General features: G+C 68.8%; 14 protein-coding genes and 1 other RNA gene. 3 read left to right on the top strand and 12 right to left on the bottom strand.

Annotated elements, in window-relative coordinates; translation table 11 throughout:
- Positions 1-48 precede the first annotated feature (48 nt).
- Positions 49-1323, top strand: a complete 1275-nt coding sequence (locus tag VKP62_10195; GenBank protein ID MEB3197559.1) for a hypothetical protein — start codon at positions 49-51, stop codon at positions 1321-1323.
- 128 nt (positions 1324-1451) lie between these two features.
- Complete coding sequence (locus VKP62_10190) at positions 1452-2594, top strand: M48 family metallopeptidase (protein ID MEB3197558.1); 1143 nt, start codon at positions 1452-1454, stop codon at positions 2592-2594.
- A 154-nt stretch (positions 2595-2748) separates the two neighbouring features.
- Here VKP62_10190 and VKP62_10185 read toward each other — a convergent pair whose 3' ends face one another.
- On the bottom strand, positions 2749-5811 hold the full coding sequence (locus VKP62_10185) for a hypothetical protein (protein MEB3197557.1): 3063 nt from the start codon (positions 5809-5811) through the stop codon (positions 2749-2751).
- 96 nt (positions 5812-5907) lie between these two features.
- On the opposite strand from VKP62_10185, the gene VKP62_10180 reads away from it, so the two are divergent.
- Positions 5908-6411: a Fur family transcriptional regulator gene (locus tag VKP62_10180; protein MEB3197556.1), complete on the top strand. Its 504-nt coding sequence runs from the start codon at positions 5908-5910 to the stop codon at positions 6409-6411.
- 42 nt (positions 6412-6453) lie between these two features.
- Here VKP62_10180 and VKP62_10175 read toward each other — a convergent pair whose 3' ends face one another.
- From VKP62_10175 to VKP62_10125, 11 genes are all read right to left on the bottom strand, one after another.
- Positions 6454-7839 carry a hypothetical protein gene (locus tag VKP62_10175; protein ID MEB3197555.1) on the bottom strand — a complete coding sequence of 462 codons (1386 nt, stop codon included), beginning with the start codon at positions 7837-7839 and terminating at the stop codon, positions 6454-6456.
- A gap of 12 nt (positions 7840-7851) precedes the next feature.
- Positions 7852-9126, bottom strand: a complete 1275-nt coding sequence (locus tag VKP62_10170; GenBank protein MEB3197554.1) for a S8 family serine peptidase — start codon at positions 9124-9126, stop codon at positions 7852-7854.
- A gap of 93 nt (positions 9127-9219) precedes the next feature.
- Positions 9220-10923, bottom strand: a complete 1704-nt coding sequence (locus VKP62_10165; protein ID MEB3197553.1) for a 5'-nucleotidase C-terminal domain-containing protein — start codon at positions 10921-10923, stop codon at positions 9220-9222.
- A gap of 165 nt (positions 10924-11088) precedes the next feature.
- On the bottom strand, positions 11089-13623 hold the full coding sequence (locus VKP62_10160; protein MEB3197552.1) for a S8 family serine peptidase: 2535 nt from the start codon (positions 13621-13623) through the stop codon (positions 11089-11091).
- Positions 13624-13858: 235 nt separating this feature from the next.
- Entirely contained in the window at positions 13859-14359 is a 501-nt protein-coding gene (rimI, locus tag VKP62_10155) for a ribosomal protein S18-alanine N-acetyltransferase (protein ID MEB3197551.1), read from the bottom strand.
- Positions 14356-15081 carry a tRNA (adenosine(37)-N6)-threonylcarbamoyltransferase complex dimerization subunit type 1 TsaB gene (gene tsaB, locus VKP62_10150; GenBank protein ID MEB3197550.1) on the bottom strand — a complete coding sequence of 242 codons (726 nt, stop codon included), beginning with the start codon at positions 15079-15081 and terminating at the stop codon, positions 14356-14358. The genes rimI and tsaB overlap by 4 nt, the downstream gene beginning before the upstream one ends.
- Entirely contained in the window at positions 15078-15581 is a 504-nt protein-coding gene (gene tsaE / locus VKP62_10145; GenBank protein ID MEB3197549.1) for a tRNA (adenosine(37)-N6)-threonylcarbamoyltransferase complex ATPase subunit type 1 TsaE, read from the bottom strand. The genes tsaB and tsaE overlap by 4 nt, the downstream gene beginning before the upstream one ends.
- 65 nt (positions 15582-15646) lie before the next feature.
- A non-coding RNA gene (gene ssrS / locus VKP62_10140) (6S RNA) lies at positions 15647-15836 on the bottom strand.
- Positions 15837-15882: 46 nt separating this feature from the next.
- Entirely contained in the window at positions 15883-16392 is a 510-nt protein-coding gene (locus tag VKP62_10135; GenBank protein MEB3197548.1) for a hypothetical protein, read from the bottom strand.
- A 44-nt stretch (positions 16393-16436) separates the two neighbouring features.
- The gene (locus VKP62_10130; GenBank protein ID MEB3197547.1) at positions 16437-16934 is read right to left on the bottom strand and encodes a DUF2064 domain-containing protein; all 498 of its coding nucleotides are present in this window, start codon (positions 16932-16934) and stop codon (positions 16437-16439) included.
- Positions 16935-17084: 150 nt separating this feature from the next.
- Positions 17085-18476, bottom strand: coding sequence for a hypothetical protein (locus VKP62_10125; GenBank protein MEB3197546.1), 1392 nt, complete (start codon positions 18474-18476; stop codon positions 17085-17087).
- Positions 18477-18553: the final 77 nt, after the last annotated feature.

Below are 18553 nucleotides of genomic sequence, written 5' to 3'. Positions count from 1 at the left end.
AGCGGTGGAACATGACGATTATCTTCTTGCCCGTCGATGAGGTTCTGGATGCCGGATATTCGTCCCAATCAGCCGCCGCTGGATCCGCGGGCCACCAACCAGGCCCACGTGGTCACCCAGGGCGGCTGGGTCGCCTCGCCGGACGGAAGCTGGGGCGCGGATGTGGTGCATCTGGACGCCACCCTGACCGACCTCACGCCGGCGGATCCGCTCAAGCCGCTCGACTGGGGCTCGTACGCGGTGCGCATCCACAGCGGCGAAGTGCGGGTGCGTGAGCAGGAGGCCACCACGATCGTGCGTCAGCTCGGGGGCGTGGCGCTGGCGCAGCAGGGGCTGAGCGATCCGCAGGTGCGTTTCCTGAAAGATGGGCGCGTGCGCGTCGCTGCCCGCCTGGACCGGCTGGGCGTGCCCTGGCCGATTTCGCTGGATTTTCGCCTCAAGCGCCATGACGCCCAGACCCTGCGGGTCGAACCGCAGCTGTCGTTGCTGCATCGGGGGGCGCTGGGCTTGCTCGGACGCGATCTGCTGGCCGAGATGGCCGCCGCCGTCCCGGGGGCGCGTCGCTCCCCCGACGGCGCCTTGCTGGTCGATACCCGTCAGCTGCCGACGGTGACGGCCGCCTTGCAAGCGGTGAAGGTGCAGGAGGGGCGCCTGGTCATGCGCTTTGCCGAGGATGGTGCCAGCATCCCGCCCCGCGCGCCGCGGCGCGGTGCGGCCAACTGGGTTGAGGTCGAAGCCCGCGGCGAGCTGTCGATTCCGGACGGCAATCTGAAAGACGCCAAGGCCTTTGTCGAGAACGGCACCGACGCCAACTACCCGATCTTCCTGAACGACATTCCGCGCGGGGTGAAACTGCACGTGGAGAAAGGCAGCCTGGTGGTCACGGAGTCCTCGGTCGCCACGGCGATCGCCCAGCGCGTGCCCGAGTTCAGCGTCAAGTCGGCGCGCTTCAAGGGGCAGGTGCTGGAACTGGAGGGCCGCTACCGGGTCTCGGCCGGCGCCATCGGGGGGCTGTTCGGCCTGATGCTCGGGGGCGCGGCTGGCTTCGTGCGGGGCGTGGCCGAAACCCGGGGCGCCGAAGATCTGGGTGTGCCGGTTTGCGCGAAGATCGCCTTCTCGCTCACGCCGGAGGGCCAGTTGAAACTCACGCCCGACGAGCACGACATGCTGTCCGGCGCGTTGCGCCAGGCCTTGCTCGATCTGCCCGGGGCCCGCGCGGCGGGGGACGGCGTGATCCTCGATCTGAGCAAGCTGGCGGGCTTGCAGGCGCCTCGTCCGCGCGGGATGCGCGAGGACCGGGGGCGCCTGGTGATCGACTACTGAACTCTCCGCTAAATTAACCATATATTAACCATTTGGACGGTCTGGCGTAACCCGAGTGAAACCGGTTCCAGGCACAACCCTCTCGTGAGCCAGCGGGGCTGGCGGTGGTGTGTGAGAGGAGTCCAACCATGAACGCAGTGAAGCATCGTGTGGCCAAGATTGCCCGCCTGGCCTTCCACAACCAGCAAGCCCGCGCCGAGAAAGACCTGATGCGCGTCACGGCCGGGGCCCGGGCCGAGGTGGGCCTGATCCGCGAGGCGTTCGGTCAGGATGCTCTGCCGAATGCCGTGAAGGGGCAGGTCAAGACGCTCTCGATGCTGGAGCGGGCCTCGCTCGTGCGCCAGCAGGCCATCACCAAGACGGCCAAGCAACTCACGCCGGCCGAGCGGGCGCTGGCCGACACGCTCTCCAGGTCGCGTGGCAAGAGCGACTGGATGCGCCAGCTGGCCGGCATCGAGAAGACCATCCAGACGCCGCCCGAGGCGGAAACCCGCAAGGCGATCGGTCGGTTGCTGCGCAAGGATGCGGCCCAGGTGCTGACCTCGCCCACCCCGGCGGTCACGGCCGCAACCGAGGGCAAGCAGCTGATCGAAGCTTACAAGGTGATGACCAAGGTCTGGGCGACGCTCGAAAACGCGCCGGAACTGCTCACCAACTTCCAGAAGACGCGCCGTTTCCGCTACAGCGACGTGGTCTGGGTCTCCAAGCAGACCGGCATCGATCATGCCCGGGTGCAGGCGATCATGGACCGTCTGGCCAAGGTCGCGCCTGAGCGCCCCTACAAGCTGGAGAACACCGTCTTCCAGCGCCAGACCCCCAACGCCTTCTCGGCCGGCGGTGGCCAGTTCGGCGTCCACGACTCGATCCTCAAGCTGGCCAAGACCGACGACGAGCTGGCCTTCATCATGGGGCACGAGCTGGCTCACGAGGTGCACGGGGATGCCGCGGCGGCGCGCCTGTCGCTGAAGCGCTTCCAGAACTGGCAGGAGCGGGCCCGTCGCGAGGGCGTGCCGAAGAGCGTGCGCGACCGGGTCGAAGAGGCGGTCAAACAGGAGCAGATCATCCTGCGTCGCATCCAGGAAACGCGCGCCGACCGCGATGGAGTCCGCTTTGCCGCGCGGGCCGGCTTCGATCCGCAGGCGGGTGCCGAATTCCTCAACAAGCTCGACCCCAAGCCGATGGCCGACAAGATCTACCTCGACAACGGTTACCCCCCCACCCGCAAGCGCATCGAGGCGATCAAGGCCGCGATCCGCGCCGAGAAGCTCTGACCGCGCGGACCTGACCGCCGGGAACCCGCTCTTGCCCAGGGGCGCCGCGCCACCGCCGGCCCCTCTGGGCCTTCGGCTTCAAGCGACGGTGTCCGGGGCTGGCGAGCCTGCTAGTGCCCGACTGCCGCGCGGAATGGCGGCAGGCCGAATTGATTCAGCGTTTCGCCGCGGTTGCTTGCGGTTGGCGATGGGCAGCCTCGACCGCCTCGCAGGGAGGCAGGCCGAAGCGCATCTGGCGGGCGCGTCGGTGGTCCCAGTAGACCTGGGCGGCGCGGGTGGGATCCCCCACGCGCCGCCAGTACTGCTGGGCGGCGAGCGCGACGCTCTCCTCGGCGGCGGCCAGCGCCATCACCTCGCGCAGGTGGGTCTCGGCTCCCGCTTGCTCGCCCCGATCCAGACACCAGTCCAGCAACCACAGGTGCGCCTCCACCGCTTGCAAGCGCAGGGCTTCCCGGGCCGCCTCGAAGTAGCGCGCGAAGAAGGGGTCGGCCAGCAACTCGCCGCTGTGGTGCTGCAGGGCCGTCGCGTAGTGCTGGGCCGCCGTGGCCGGGTCCTGGGCGCGGGCGTGGCGGGCCCGGGCGATCGCCGTTTCGAACTGCCGCACGTCCACCCGGCTCAGGCCGTCCGGGTCCAGCTGGTAGCGGTCATGCACCATGCGCACGTAGTGGGAGGCGCGCCCTTTGGCCAGCCCAGGCTCCAACGCCTGACGCAGGTACGACACCGTGACACGCCACTTGCTCTCGGCCCCGGCTTCACCGAGCACGTCGGCCAGTTCGGCCAGGTTCAGCCCGTGCGGATACAGCACCAGGGCCGCCAGCAGGATCTGGGGGCGGCGACGCGCCCACTGGTCGACCCGCACCCCGCCTCGGCGCACCTCGAAGGAACCCAACAGGCGGATTTCCAGCCCTTCCTGGGTTGCCTCGGCCGGCTGCGCTTGCTCCCCCAGCGCTTGCCAGAGGGCCTGGTCCTCGTGCAGCAAGAAGTCCCAACCGGCCTCCGTGATGCGCGCCCGAACCGTTTCCAGGCGCGCCTCCGCGGCGAGGCGTTTGCCCGCTTGCTGCTCGGCCAGGGCGCGGTGCAGGCCTGCCCGCGCGGCATGCAGGCCGGCTCCCAGACGCGTGAAGGCCATCTCCACGCTGGCGAGCACGGGCAGGGCCCGGGCGGCCTCGCCCTGCATGATCCAGGCGCGGCAGCGCGGCAGGTGCAGGGCGGCCTCGTACAGGCTCGGCGCGTCGTCGAGGGCCGGTTCGATGATGGCCAGCGCCCGCTCGGGTTGGCGACGGGCGATCGCCAGCCAGGCCTCGCGCTCGGCCACCAGCTTGAGCCCCTGGGCGAAGCCCGCGGCCGCGAACAGGGCGCGGGCCTCGGCCACCGCCGCCTCGGCCGCGTCGTAGGCCCCCTCTGCCTGGTGCCAGGCGGCCTGCATCACGTGGGCGCAGGCGCGGTCGTGCCAGTCCAGTCGGGCGGGCCAGTCGGCCGGCAGCGCCCGGAAGGCCACGCCCGCTGCTTCGAGCTGACCCTGCCAGAGCGCCAGGTGGGCCTCCAGGATGACCGCATAGGTGCCGTAAGAGGTCAGCGACCAGGTGTCCGCCACCGCGCGGGCCTGCTGGATCCATCTGGTCGCCTCCTGGAGGGCGCCCGCGTGCAGGGCGTGGGTGTGCAGGTTGATCAGGGCGATCGCCTGGCTGGCCGCCACCTCGCGCGAGCCGGCGATCGCCACCTCCAGCACGGCCAGGTTGTGCTCGCGCATGGCCGCCATGTCGCCAGCCTGTTCCGCGCAGTAGGCCTCCGCCAGGGCCCAGTCCGCCCGATCTTCCGAGCTGGCCGAAGATAGAAGGGGCGCGGCCGCCGCGCGCAGCGTGGCGATCTGGCTGTGGTCCTGCTGGATCAGGGCCACGTACAGGCAGCGATAGAGCGCCTTGAAGTGTCCCGCCGCGTCTTCCTGCTGGGTGTACAGGCGGGCGGCCTCCTGATACAGGATGGTGGCTTCGGCGTGCAGGCCGCTCCAGCTGGCCAGGTGACCCTCCCACAGCGACCAGAAAGGGCTCCTGGCCTGGACATCCTCCGGCACCGCTTCGATCACCTCGGCGATCGCCGCCTGGCGCTGGTCGAAGCGCCAGCGCGGAAACACCACTGCGGCCAGCTCGGCCACCTGGTCCCAGTCACCGCCCAGCCAGGCTTGTTCCAGCGCTTGCTCCGGGCGTTGGGCCACCGCCAGACGCCCCGCGGCCATCCGGTGGATGGCCTGGCGGCGAGACGCTTCCCAGGCCTGGCGGCTGGCGTCCCGCAGCCCCTGGAGCAGATGGGGCGCCAGCCGCAGCCCCACGTCACCGGGTTCCACCAGGTGCTGGTCCTGCAAGACCGCCAGGGCCTGTTCCGCCTGCGGCGCCGTCAGGACCTCCTGAACCAGCGCCGCGTCGAATTCCCCCAGCAGGGCGAGACCCAGCAACAGCTGCCGTCCGGCCTCGTCTTGCTGATCGAGGACCTCCTCCACCACCTCGCGGACGGCCCCCTGCCAGCTGCGGGCGAGCGGCCCGGGGGCGCGCGTCGCCCCCCAGGCCAGCCCCAGCGGCCAGCCGGCACACGCCGTCACCCGCGCGGCCAGGTCCAACGGAACTGGCAGTGAGCGTGCTTCCAGCAGGGCCTCTGCCTCCGGCAACGAGAAAGCCAGCTCCGCTTGTCCGATGTCCCAGGCCAGGCCGCCGGCCACCAGACGACGCAGGGGCAGGGGCAGTCGCTGCCGGGAGGCGAGCACGAGGCGTTGTTCGGGCCTCAGATGCCCCAGCCAAGGTCCCAGGGCTTTCAACCAATGCCCCCCCGCTCCCAAGGCCAGGTGGACGTCATCGAAGATCCAGCTGAAGGATGGGGCGCCGTAGGAGTCCAGCGCCTCGAACAGCGCGCGCCAGGCTGCCTGAGCCGCTTCAGGGCCTTCCTCGGGAGGCACGAAGACCGCCGCAGACAGGCCGGGAATCGTGTGCTCCAGGGCTGCCAGCAGGCGTCGGAAGAAGCGGCCGGTCGAGGCGTCGCCTGGTTGCAGCGTGAGCCACAGGAGGGGGCCTGAGGCGTCGAGGCGCAGGCGCAATTCGTGCAGCGCAAAACTCTTGCCGAAGCCGGGTCCTGCCGTCACCACGACGCAAGCCGGCGGCGTCCCGGGATGTCCGAGGGCGCGGCGCACGAAACCGGCGGGCAGGGTCGGGGGTGCAGACGGCGATGGCACCTGGCCATTGTTCCCCGGCGAGCCAGGCTTATCGCCCGCTGGCTGCTATCATGGCGCTGCCCCCGCTAATTGCGTGTTCCCCCCAAGGAGACCGGCGTGTCCTATCCCGAGATGGCCATGGCGCTCTTGAAGGCGCGCGGCTACCGCCAAACCCGACCGCGCAAGCTGGTGCTCGAAGCCCTGGCGGCAGCGGAGACGCCGCTGTCGCCCTATGAGCTGGCTGAATCGCTGCGAGGTCAGGGCGAGAAGGGCGATGTGGTCAGCATGTACCGCATCCTGCAAACCCTCGAAGAGAATGATCTGGTGCACCGGGTGCTCTCCACCGGCAAGTACCGGCGCTGTCAGCTCGCGCCCGAACACGATTGCCACCGGCCGCAGATGCAGCACTGTCATCACAATCTGCTGTGCCGTCGCTGCGGGGCGATCGAGGAGGTCCACTGCCCCGGGATGGAACTGATCGAGCAGGTGATCGCGAGCCAGTCGCAGTTCGCGATCGAGGCGCATCGCTTGGAGTTTTCCGGCCTGTGTGGCGCTTGTCAGCAGGCCGGTGCCTTTCCTTCCCGTCCCTCGACGCACCGGTTCCACCGCCACGACGACTGATGGCCTGACGCTCCCCGGCTTCGGGGTGAGGCGGGCCGGCGGTCATGGGGCGCGCGTGGGCGCTTCGTGCTGGGGATGGTCCAGCCGACTCGTCAGCCGGATCACGGCCTGCCCCACCGCCTCGCCCACGCGCACGCCAGCGTCGCGGTCCAGGCGATCGCCCCAGCCGGCGAAGATGGCCGCCTCGGCGGCTTCCCCTGCCTCGCGCGCCAGGCCTGCTCGGGCGAGCGGAAAGACGCTTCCCAGGTAGGTGGCCGCGGCCTGGGCCATGGCGGCCGTGTCGGCCGGGAAGCCGGGGTGGTCCGGGGCCGGCAGCAGGGGGCGGAATCCCGGCAGCTGCGTGGCCAGCTGGGGACGCTTGAAGCGCGCCTGCAAGGCCCAGCAGGTCACCGCGGCATCCGACAGCGCCAGGCTGGTGCCGGCCATTACGCGGGCCAGTTCGGGCCCTGCGAGCTTTTCCTTGCGGGCCAGGGCGGCGGCCCGGACATACCAGTGCTGGGCCATGTCCTGGCGGAGCCACTTCATGGCGATCGCCCGCTCGCGGATGCCCAACTGGTCGACGGCGCGCCGCCACTCGGCGCGGCGGGCGGCCGATTCCTCCGGCGCCCGCAGGGGCGGTGGCGCGGGGCGGCTCCAGCACTGCCAGTGGGCCGCTTCCGGACTGAGGGCCCAGCGGGCGGGCGTCCGGGCGCTCGCGGGCAGGCGGAGGGGATCGCGCTGCAGGCGCTGGAGGGCGCGAACTGCCACGGCCTGACCGATCTGCCAGCCGGCCCGTATATCGGAAGGGTAGGCCTGGCCCGCGGCCACGCCCAGCCAGGCCACGGCGTCGGCCTGGCGTTGCAGGCCCTGGGCGGCCTCCGGAAAGAGGGCGCCCAGCAACCGACTGGCGGCAGCGGCCACGGCGGCCCCGTGATCCGGATACGAGGCGATCGCCTCGGACGCGGACCCCGCTCCCGGGCCTTGTGCCGCTCCCAGACGACGGGCCGGTCCTGGGCGACGGTGCTGTGCGCGTGCCTGCCAGACGGCCACGCTCACGTCGTGGCACGTCGCATGGAACAGCGCCAAGGTGCGCGCGGCCCGTGGCGGGTCGGGGCGTTCCAGGCTGGCCAGCCGTAGCAGCAGCGGATGGCCCCAGGCCAGAACAGGGTCCTGGCTCAGCCAGAGCGCCTGCGCTTCGGCGCTGCCGGCCGGCGGCTGCGCTTGCCAGCGCGAGACGGCCAGGCGATCGTCCCAGGCCGCCTGGGACCAGGGCGCAGGGGGGGGAGGCAGTTCGAGGCCGGGCGGTCCGAGCAGATAGGGGCCCTCGACGACGGGGGGCTCGGACCTTCCGGGTGCGGTGAACGCGTGGCCGCTGAGCAGGAGCACCGGAACCAGCCAGCCGCTTGGCCGGGTCAGGCGTTTGAGAGATTCCCCCAGGCGTCGCGGCACGGCCGGTTGGGCTCAGGGACCCAGCACGGCCCGGTAGGCATCGAGGCGGCCGTGCCCGAAGCGGGGATCGTATCCCGGTGCCCCCAGATCATGGGCGGTTTTTTCCAGGCGGGTTTGAACCTGGGCCGCGTTCCAGTCCGGATGGCGGCTGCGCACCAGCGCTGCAACCCCGGCCACGAACGGGGCCGCCATGCTGGTGCCCTGTTCGCTCATGTACGCTCCGCGTTCATCGCCATCCGCCGGGACGCTGGAATGAATGTCCACGCCGGGCGCCGTCACGGACAGCCAGTGGCCCCAGAACGAGAAATCAGCCAGGTTTTCGCGGTCATCCACCGCCCCGACCGCGATCACACCGGGCAGGGCCGCCGGGTAGTTCATCGTGTTCGTGCTGGCGTGACGACCTTCCTCGAAGTTGCCCGAGGCCGCCACCACCACCACGTCGCGCTCGCGGGCGTAGCGGATCGCATCGCGCAGCAGCGGGCTGGTGCCCTCATCACCCAGGCTCATGTTCAATACCTGGGCCCCGTGATCCACGGCCCAGATGATGCCGGCGACGACGTTCTCGACCCGGCCTTCGCGACCGCGCGGGCCCATGACCTTGATCGGCATGATGCGACAATCCGGCGCGACGCCTCGCACGCCGGGTTGGCCGCTGCCCTGACCGGCGATGATGCCGGCCACGTGGGTGCCATGGCCTTCATAGTCCTGCGGGCTGCTCTCCGCAAAGGTGGTGAAGCCGGGCACCAGGGCCCCCCGCAGATCCGGGTGCTGCAGGTCGATGCCGGTGTCGATCACGGCCACCAGCGTGCGCGGCGCACCGCGATACTGCGACCAAAGCCGGTCGGCCCCGATGCGGGTCTGGCCCCAGTGGCGTTGCGCGTAACCGGGGTCCTCGGCCTGCTTGAGGCTGAAGCCCAGCGCCCGCGGGGCGGCCCGTCGGGGTGACAGGCGCCAGATGTGATTGGGTTCGATGGCCGCCACCAGCCCACTGGCCATCAGGCCGGCGCTCGGGCCCGCGCCGCTGCTCCAGGACACGCTGCTGGCGTTCAGGGCGGGCAGATGTCGCCGCAGCGTCAGCCGCAGGCCGCCCAGCGTCGTGTGGACGGCGTTCGGTGAGGTGCCAGGCTTCCAGCGGACGATCGCGCTGAGCGGGTCTGCCTGGCCTCGCGGCGTCGCTTGCAGGCGTTGAGACGGGCCTGTGGGGGCGTTCCAGGGCGCGGTCGCCTGGCAGGCGCTCAGACCAAGCGCCCAGAGCAGCAGTCCGCATGCATGGCGTGCGTGGGACAAGCGGCCTCCTTTCTGACGCGTGCGATCGGCCCCCGCGAGGGACTGATGCCATTATGGCGTAAAACGAGGCAAAGCTTGAGTTAAGTTTTTCGTTCAGCGGTAGTGCTTGCCGTCCGTCGCGATGACACCTTCCGGCGCCAAGCGCCAGTTGGACTTGAAGACCTTGCCCGGATCGATCGTCTTCTGCTCCCTCACCCAGTCCAGCATGAGGTCGCGGATCTCGACATTCACGACCCCTTTCAGCGGGGCTTGCTTGAGCATCTTGTAAGCCCCGCCGCCATTTTGCCGGTAGCTGTTGAGGGCCATGGTGAAGAGCTGGTCGGGCTTGACGGCCTGCCCCAGGTACTCGAGGCGCGTGATGCGGTCGCCGGCCGGTCGGGTCACGTCGATCGTGTAGTCCACCCCTTGCACCATGTCGTGGTTGTAGGCCGGTCGATCATCGAAAATCGGCGCCCCCGGCTTGTAGGGCGCGAAGAAAGCCGCACTGGTTTCCAGGTACTCCTTCAATTGCGTCCCCGTCAGTTGCACGGTCGTGAGCGTGTTCTCATAGACGTACAGGGCTGCGATGTCGGACACGCGCAGCGGGCCCTTGGGCAGGTGGGCCGAGGCGTTGAAGACACTGGCGGCCGACAACTGAGCACCGCTCTTGGCGCGTTGCACCTCGTTCACCAGGTCCATGATCGGCGTGTCCTCGATGCGGGAACGCGCCGAACTCCAGACGGCCGTCGAGGCCCCCACCACCGAGTTGACGTAGGCCACGGTGTCCTCATGGGCCTTGCGGGCCACGGCCAGCACCTGCGGATCGGGGCTGACGCCTTCAGTGGTCAGGCTGCGCGAGTCCTTGTGGGTCAATTTCCAGCGCTCGCCCTGGCGCTGAAAGTTGAGGTCGACCACCACCAGCCGCTCGCCCCACTTCTTGGCCTGGGCCAGCAACACGCCGTTGCGGATCAGCTTGGGCAGTTCCTTGTGCGAATGCCCGAGCAGGATCGCGTCAATGGCCGGATAGGTGTCGGCCAGCTTGGCGCAGACGTTTTCCTCCGGCAGTCCGTCATCGGCCGAATAGCCGCCAAAAGTCGGCTCGTAGGGCTCGCCCAGCCCCGAGTGGATGATCACCACCACGGCATCCACCCCCTCGGCCTGCAACTCGGGCAGCCAGCGCCCGCAGGCTTCGGTGATGTCCCCGAAGTCATGCTTGCCCTGCACGAAGCGGCGGTCCCAGACGGCCACCCCGGGTGTGGTGAAGCCCAGAATGCCCACCCGCACGCCGCCCACCGTCTTGATCGTGTAGGGCCGGAAGACCGGCTTGCGGGTGCCGTGGTGATAGATGTTGCCCGACACGAAGGGATAGCGGGCCTCGTCGCGGGCCTTCAGCAGGTAGGGAAGGTCGTAGTTGTATTCATGGTTGCCGACCGCGAAGGCATCGAAACGCATGGCATTGTAGGCGGCCACCATGGGGTTCAGGGCCCGGGGCGCGAGGCGGGCGTGGTAGTAAGTGAGCGGCGTGCCCTGCAGGCAATCGCCGGAGTCGACCAGCAGGGTGTGGGGGTTTTTCGCGCGGATGCCATTGACCAGGGTGCTCACGCGGGCCACCCCGACGGGCTCGTCGCCCTTGTCGCCGTAATAATTGGTGGGGTAGATCCGGCCATGCACATCGGTGGTGCTCATGACCTGCACCAGCAGATGCGCCTGAGGGTCCTCCAGCGTTTGAGCCACCGACGCGCCACCGGCTCCCAAAGCCCAGGCACAGGTTCCGATCGACAGCAGGGTGGCGAAGTGCGAGCGCACGGCGGTCAGCATGGAAGCGGGCATCCTCGGGAACGACAGGCGGCGATGCGATGGTTGTACCACACCCCGAGGCCCCCATGACGTCCGATATGGCATGCGGAGCTCCTTGAGGCGGGGTTAAAAAAGGCCCGGGTCAAATCCCGCAGGACTTGCCCGGGCCGCCCGCATCCATTGATATCAGGGCACCGGTTTGGTCAGCACATTGCCAACGGGCTGGACAACCAGACCGCCATCGCCTGACGCGGTGGCTTCCCGGTAGGCCCTCAGGCGCAGCCAGACATAATAACGAGTGGCAGGAGCGAAGCCGAGCAGGTTTTCCCTGAAATGGGTGCCCGCCGTGCCGCCGGCCAGGTTGCTGTAGGTCAGCGAGGAGGGGGTGGCCAGGGTGGAGGTGGCAATTTCCACGGTGGCCAGGCGCTCGGTGGTGAAGTTCAACACGGCCGAAGTGGCCTGGATGTCGCTGAAAGCAATGTTGAAAGCCCGGATGGCGCTGGTTTTGGCTTGCACGACCTTGCCATGCGCCACCGTTGGTGTGGCCATGTCGTCTGTGGCCACCGGTTTCAGGAAGTCGGCCACCAATCCCGCGGGGCGGTCCACCCGGATCGAGTGTACGGTGCTCAGTTCCTGACTGCCCGTTGCGATGCTGCAGGTGGCGACCGGGTCGCACGTTCCCGTGGCGGAGACGCCGGCCTGGGCCCCGTACCACAGCTGGGAGCGGGTCGGCACGTTGGTGCTCCACGACACGTGATGCCCGGTGGCATTGCTCGACACGGTCGGCTGCGAGACGATGATCGGGCTCGTCAGGAACGAGGGAGCGCTCGCGATCGGGTTGGTCTGGGCCACGTTGCCAAAGCGGTCCGTGCAGACGATGCGGTAATAGTAGCGAGTCGCGGGTCGCAAGCGCGGGAACACCACCGAATGCGACATGTCGAGTACCTGGTCCACCACAATTGACTGGGATGCGGCCATGTCGGCGCTTTCGCTGTAGTAAAGCACCCGCTTCATCGGTACGTTGGTTCTCCACGTCAGGGTCGGCGAATACACCGCGGGCGTGTAATTCGGCGTGGACATGGTCACCGGCTTGGTGCTGAAGGTGTAAACCCCCTGGTCGAGGGTCTCCTGACCCGCTTCGTCCGTCCCTCTCAGGAGGAATCGATAGGTGGTGCCGGCTTTGAGTCCGGTCATCAGCACCTGCGGTTTCGAGGAGATGGCGCCGGTGGCGGAGACGCTGCCCGATACGCCGCTGTTGTCGATCAAGGCGCGGAGTGTGGAAATGGTGGTGGTGGCCGCCACGTTCATCGCGCCCGAGGCTTTGACCATGGGATCGACCGCTTCGGTGGAATCCCAGCCAATGATGATCTCGTTGAGCGGATTGGGGCCCGCCTTGGCCACCACGCCGCTGAAGGCGGGTGCCATGTCGATCGGCGTCCCGGCCGTGTTGGGCACGTCCAGGGCACGCACCACATCCAGGTGGGTCAGTTCGCTGGAGTTGAAGCTCGGGATGCCGAAGCGGCCCGTCCGGACCAGCTGACGGCGGACCTGTTCCGCACTCCAGGCCGGGCGTCTGACGCGCACCAGGGCGGCGGCGCCCGACACGATCGGGGCGGCCATGCTGGTACCGGATGGCTGGTCATAATCGTCGTCCGCGTCCTTGCCGGTGGTGTAGATCACGCTTCCCGGTGCGGCGATCTTGACCCAGTCGCCAAAGTTGGAGAATGACGCCTTGCCCAGCGTGCCATCGGCGGCCATCTGACTGGCGCCCACCGCCAGTACACCCTTGTAGGCTGCCGGATACGTTTTCGCAGAGGACGAGGAGTTCCCCGCCGCGGCGATCACCACCTTGCCCTTTCGCACCGCATAGTCGACGGCTTCGCGCAGTGAGGCCACGTCGGTCGGACCCCCCAGGCTCAGGTTGATCACGCCGACCTGGGGCAGATCGGCTGCGGCCATCAGGGCCCGCGCCACGGCTGACGTCTCGATGGTGACCGAGTCGCTGACCTTGAAGGGCACCACCTTGGTCAGCGGCGCCACCCCTACGATGCCCATGCTGTTGCCCGCCCGGGCCGCGATGATGCCGGCCACCTGGGTGCCATGGCCGTGGTTGTCCGTGACGTCGGTCGTGGGGGTGGCGATGTAGTTCAGGGCACCGCCGAGGGGCGCCAGATCGAGCGCGCCGGCCAGGTCTTCGTGGGTGGAGCGAATGCCGGAGTCGAGCACCGCGACCGAGCAGGAGGCCGCATCACCCGCTTCGACGCTCCAGGCTGCCGAGGCGTTGGCCTGTTCGGCCTTCAAGTAGAGCTGTCCCCCCAATAGAGGGTCGTTGAGAGCGCCGGAATAGGCCGAAAACGAGCGCAGCGGCGCGTCGGGTTCGGCCAGCAGCACCTCCGGATCGCTTTTGAGAACCGCCAAGGCACGCCCTGCTACGGCGGGGGAGGCGAAGCGAAACAATTCCGACCCGTTCGGCAGGTTCATCACCCGCGTCCCGCCCTTGGGCACGCGTTTGCCGCGCACGGATGGGTGAAAGCGCACGATCAACTTGGTGGCGCCCAGTGACTGTAGCGTATAGGTCTGGCCGCCTTCGTCCTGAAACGGCACGTTGGCGCCATCCAGCTCTCCCAGGGCAAACTGGGCCCCGCTAAGCTGCTGCAAGGGCAGGGGCGCGCAGCCCGAGAGCCCGAGCGAAAGACCCAAACACCACCGCATGGTCCGCATGCATTTCCCTCCGTGGCACGCCGCGTGGCCCACCTGAAAACATTGGCAAGGCCAGGTCGTCCGATTCCCGACTTTCACGTTCGTACCCGGACACGCTTGTGACGAAACAGACACCAGGCGGGACAAACCGGTGCTGGCTCGATCGCCGTGATGCCCGTTCAGGATCCGCCTTGGCCGGTGGGATGGCCCGGCTTCTGGCGGCCTCTCCACGGGGTCCAGCGGGACAGGCGCGGCTTCAGGGGCGGGTCTGCAAGGCGTCCCGCAGGCGAGCGAGAAGGGCCTGATATTCCGGTTGTTCGATGTTTTCCGTCCACATCACCAGGGCGTCTTCCTGGTTGTCCTGGTAATAGGCCTTGCGGCGCCCGAGCGAGCTGAAGCCATATTTCTCGTACAGCCGGATGGCGGCCACGTTGCTGGCCCGCACTTCCAGCGTCAGCCAGCGGGCTTCGGCCCTGGCGGCATGGTCGATCAGGTGCAGCAGCAGGCGCTCGCCCAGGCCCCGACGCTGGTAGGCGGGATCGGTCCCGATGGCGGTGATGTGGGCCTCCTCAAGGATCAACCAGTAGCCGGCGTAGCCGACGATCCGACCGTCCCACTCGCAGACGAAATAACGGCTCGCCACGTTGGCCAGTTCGTTTTCGAAGGCGCGCTGGCTCCAGCGCTCGCCGAAACAGGCGCGCTCGACTTCCACCACACGGGGCAGGTCGGCCCCTTGCATGGGGCGAATGGCGATCATTCCCGGCCTCCTCCCGCAGGCGCTTCCGCCTGCCGAGCTTCCCAGTTGATCACGGCTTGCGGCTCTCTCAGGTACTGGGGCGCGAGCGTCGGGCCATCCGAGGGATGTCCGGCCGCCAGGCGCCGTTCGGCCAGGCTGGCGACGGAAACGGCCCCGGCCACATGGGCGATCGCCTCCGGCACATGCCAGTTCGCGTGGCTGGTGCGGATGCGTTCCCGGTGACACCAGGCGCCTTCCCCGATCCACCAGACAGGCCCCTCGCCGGTCAGTTCCTGCACCCGCGTGAGCCACTCGTCCACGGCGTGCAGTCCCGCCGGGACGATCGGTTCGGGTTGGGCGCCATCGGTGCGCCAGACCCCGGCAAACACCAGATCGCGGCGGGCGTCGAGGGCCGCGACCACCGGGCCGGTGCTGGGGAACTGTGCCGCCAGGGCCTCGAGGGTTGGGATGCCGTAGACGGGCAGCTGGCAGAACTGGGCGATCGTCTTGGCGGCCGCCATGCCGGTGCGGACCCCCGTGAAGCCCCCTGGTCCCATGGCCACACCGACCGCCCGCAGCGCCGTGCGCGGCCGCCCGACCCAGGCAAACAGGCTTTCCAGTTGCACGAAGAGGGCTTCGGAATGGGCGTTGCCGACCGCCTGACTGGCCTCGGCCAGCACGGTGCCGTCCTCGACCAGGGCCAATGAGAGCTGCGGCGTGGCGGTGTGGATGCCGAGGATCACGCCACGACTCCCGCCTCACGCGCGACCGTCTCGAGGGCCGCAAGCCATTCAGACGGCCGGCCGCCTGTTTCGGCCTGGAACGCGGCCTGTCTTCCCTCCGGCTCCTCGGCGGTCAGGCTGAGCGCCAGGCTGGCGGCGGGCCGGAGGTCCAGGCCGTCGCCGCGGAGGCGCTCCGGCCATTCGATCGCACACACCGCATCGCCGGCTTCCCAGTATTCATCGAGTCCAGCGGCGAGCACCTCGGCCGTTTCCAGCCGGTAAAGGTCCAGGTGGTGCAGCGCGGGGTGCCCCCCATAGGTCTGCACCAGCGCAAAGGTCGGCGAGGTCACCTCGGCGTCCAGGGCCAATCCGCGCGCCAGTCCTCGCACCAGCGTCGTCTTGCCGGCCCCGAGGTTGCCGTGTAGCAGCAGCACATCGCCCGGGCGGGCCGTCTGACCCAGCCAGTGGCCCAGACGTTCGGTGGCGTCGGCGTCGGGCAGGAAGAGGGACCAGGCGGGCATGGCGATCGTCCAGGCAACGGGGCGCGCATCAAACAACGAAGCTGCCCGACCAGGGCCGGTCGAGCAGCTTCGTCCACGTTGGCGCTACGGACCTGACGGCTTTCGAACCCTGGTTCACCAGGTGGGTTCCCGCCGGAGGGTTTGAAGTTTCCGCCTGCAAGGACGGTTTACGGCCACCCTCTGAGATGTGGGTTCCCTTGTTCAAAAAATGTAGCCCGAAACACATCAAGGGTCCGCAGCCAACGTGAACGAGGCCCAGCGTAGCACGGGAAGAGGGTCGTGGCAATCCAATCAGGCGCGCTCAGGCCCGTGCTCGGGGGCGTTCCCAGGGACGGCGGGTGCGGGCGCTGACGGCCTGGAGCAATCCCTCGCCCTGCTCAAAGAAGGCCACCGGCAGCTGAACGGGTTGGTCCCGCAACCAGATTTCGAAGATTTCCTGGTTGCGTTCGCGGCGAACGGTCAGCCGCGTGATGTGGCTCCAGGGAATGTTGGCTTCCAGGTTCTGGCCCGAGAAGATTCGCAACCGCTCCCCGTCCAGCACGATGCGCGATCGGGTGAGGCGCTGGGCGTAGATCGCGCCGACCCCCACCGAAACGGCCGGGAAGGCCATGAAAAGAGGGATCATCCACCACAGGGGCAGCCAGGCACGCAGCCCGTAGGCGATCGCCGCCCCGGCCGCCACCGCGACGACCAGGCCGGCCGCGATCAGGGGGTAATAGGACTGGAACTTGTAGACGGAGGCCCGGGGTTTGAAGACTTGCTGCCCACCGCCCGGATTTCCGGCCTGTGGGGCCGCGTGGTGCATGGCCATGGCGCTGGTCTCTCTTTCCCCGCGTCCGTGTCGCGGTTGCTCGCTCAGGTATCGCTGGCGGCGGCCAGCAACGCATCGGCCTCGGATTTGGCTCCGGGCCTGTCCCAGCGTACCTCATCGAAGATCGGGGCCACCAGGGGGAAGTCTGCGCGTCGCACGGCGACCATGTAAGCCCCGTTGCGCTCTTCGATGCAGCAGGCGGCTTCGCTCAGGGCCTGCAAGGCCTGCTGGATCTCCTCGGCGCGCCGCGGTTCGAACTGCTCCGTCAGCAGCACCACGCGTTCGTAGTCCTGGATGAACAGGAAGGCGAAGGCCTGCGCCAGCCGTTCGCCCAATTGCGGTCGGTTGGCCTGAGGAAAGAAGCGGGGCGGTGGACCGCCCACGAGGTCACGCAGCGTCTGGGTGTGCTGAGCGTCTGCGTAGGCCAGAAACGGGACCGCCTCAGCCACGCCCCGGAGCGCCTCCATCGTCGCCAGCAGACGCGCTTGCGCTGGCGATCCGGCGGGGGCGGAGTCGGCGAACACGATGATACCCTGGCGCATCGAATCTCCAGGCCCCTGACCCCAGGGACCCTCGTTGCCCCCTTCCTACCCCCTTGCGCGCCCTGACAAACGCGTTCGCCAGGTTGCCCCTGCACGAGCGTCGGGGAACCGGAGGGACGTGGGGGCTATCCGACGGCCCCCGGCACGTTCTCAGCGGGCCTTCAGCGCCGCGGCGAAATCGCGGTCGCGCTGCGTGAACTCCCAGGGCCACGTCGGCGCTTGTCCGGCCGCCGTCAGGCGAACCCATTTGACGGGATCGTGGGTCAGGCGCTGGCGGGTGCTCTCGCGCAGCTTGCCCGAGCGCAGGGCCATGTCCCGCACGGGCCAGCTACGGTCACAGGCCAGCTCCTCGGCCAGCGCCGGGTTCAAGGCTGGGTGCTGAACCAGTTCCAGCCGCACGCTCGCGAAAGGCGAGTGAGCCAGCTTCGTCAGCACCCGCGGTCCCAGTCTGGGGCGGCGCAGGATGGCGGCGTGGAGGGTGACATGGCGGGTGTCGAGCAGGGCGTTGAGGACCTCCTCGGGCAGGTGGGGATGGCAGGCCAGCGCGAGCTTGAGGTCATGGTCAGGGCCGGTGACGATCGCATCCAGCAGCGGCGCGTGCCAGCGGGGTTGCGACAGCAAGGCCAGGCGCACATCCTCTCGGACGTCCTCCAGCAGCGTCAGCAAGACCGAGACCGGTGTGTCGGGGTGCCGCGCCACGCCGGCCCGGATCTTCGCATCGGGGTCCAGCGCCAGATGGGTCAGCACCTTGCGGTCGACCCGAGGCGATTGCAGGATGGCGGCCTTGATGGTCGGGCCAGGGCGACGCTCCAGAATGGCCAGCAGGCCATCGGAGGTCATCAGGCGATGGCGCAGGGCCGCTTGCCAGAGCGCCTGATCGCCCAGACCCAGTAACTGGGTGAACAAGGGCGCATCCAGCTTGGGATGACGCAGCAGGGCGGCGGCCACGCCAGGGGTGGCCGCCTGGGCCAGCTGCGCCAGCTGGTGGCGGGTCAGGGCAGGGTTGCGGGCGACGGCTTCACGGGCCGCCGCAGAGCCGGTCAGGGCCTCTGCGATCGTCTCGGGGGCGAGCTTCGGATGGCGCAAGGCCGCGGCACGCACGGATACGTGAGCGGATGCCACGAGGCTTTCGAGCAGGGCCGGAGGGGTCAGTGGGTGACAGGCCACCGCCTCCTGGACCCGCTGCCGCCCGGTGTTGGCCAGCACGCTGAGCAGCGATGGGGTCATCTGCGGGTGGGCGGCCACCGCGATCTGAGCCTCTTCGTGGGCGGTGCGGGCCAGCAATTCCAGCACGTGGCGGGTGGCTTTCGGGTTGAGCGCCACGGCCACCTGGATCTCGATGTCCTGCGACTGGACCAGCTTGAACCACGTGGCCTCATCCACCAGCGGACTCATGGCCAGCTGCAGGCGTTCCTCGCGGGACAGGGGCCGTGCTGCCGGCAGCCAGACCGGCGTCAGCGGCGCGGGCTGGTGCCGGACCGGCTGGTAGCTGTCATAGCCCAGGCGGGCCGTCTGAGTCGGGTTTTTCTGTGCGTGTGTCATCGGTTTTCCCCGCTGCTTGATCATGTCTTCGCCTAAGGTTCGTCATAAATGACGTTAAGGTCTTGTTAAACAGATGC

Source organism: Candidatus Sericytochromatia bacterium, from assembly GCA_035285325.1.
GTDB lineage: Bacteria > Cyanobacteriota > Sericytochromatia > S15B-MN24 > JAQBPE01 > JAYKJB01.
Note: the sequence above shows the minus strand (reverse complement) of the source record. Positions and strands in the feature narration are given on the sequence as shown.

Bases quoted from the DNA above. Each gene is read 5' to 3' on its own strand.
- VKP62_10190 (MEB3197558.1), top strand. From the start codon at position 1,452: ATGAACGCAGTGAAGCATCGTGTGGCCAAGATTGCCCGCCTGGCCTTC.
- VKP62_10130 (MEB3197547.1), bottom strand. From the start codon at position 16,934: ATGCGCCAGGGTATCATCGTGTTCGCCGACTCCGCCCCCGCCGGATCG.
- tsaE (MEB3197549.1), bottom strand. From the start codon at position 15,581: ATGCCCGCCTGGTCCCTCTTCCTGCCCGACGCCGACGCCACCGAACGT.
- VKP62_10165 (MEB3197553.1), bottom strand. From the start codon at position 10,923: ATGCTGACCGCCGTGCGCTCGCACTTCGCCACCCTGCTGTCGATCGGA.
- VKP62_10195 (MEB3197559.1), top strand. From the start codon at position 49: ATGCCGGATATTCGTCCCAATCAGCCGCCGCTGGATCCGCGGGCCACC.
- rimI (MEB3197551.1), bottom strand. From the start codon at position 14,359: ATGATCGCCATTCGCCCCATGCAAGGGGCCGACCTGCCCCGTGTGGTG.
- VKP62_10160 (MEB3197552.1), bottom strand. From the start codon at position 13,623: ATGCGGACCATGCGGTGGTGTTTGGGTCTTTCGCTCGGGCTCTCGGGC.
- VKP62_10135 (MEB3197548.1), bottom strand. From the start codon at position 16,392: ATGGCCATGCACCACGCGGCCCCACAGGCCGGAAATCCGGGCGGTGGG.
- VKP62_10125 (MEB3197546.1), bottom strand. From the start codon at position 18,476: ATGACACACGCACAGAAAAACCCGACTCAGACGGCCCGCCTGGGCTAT.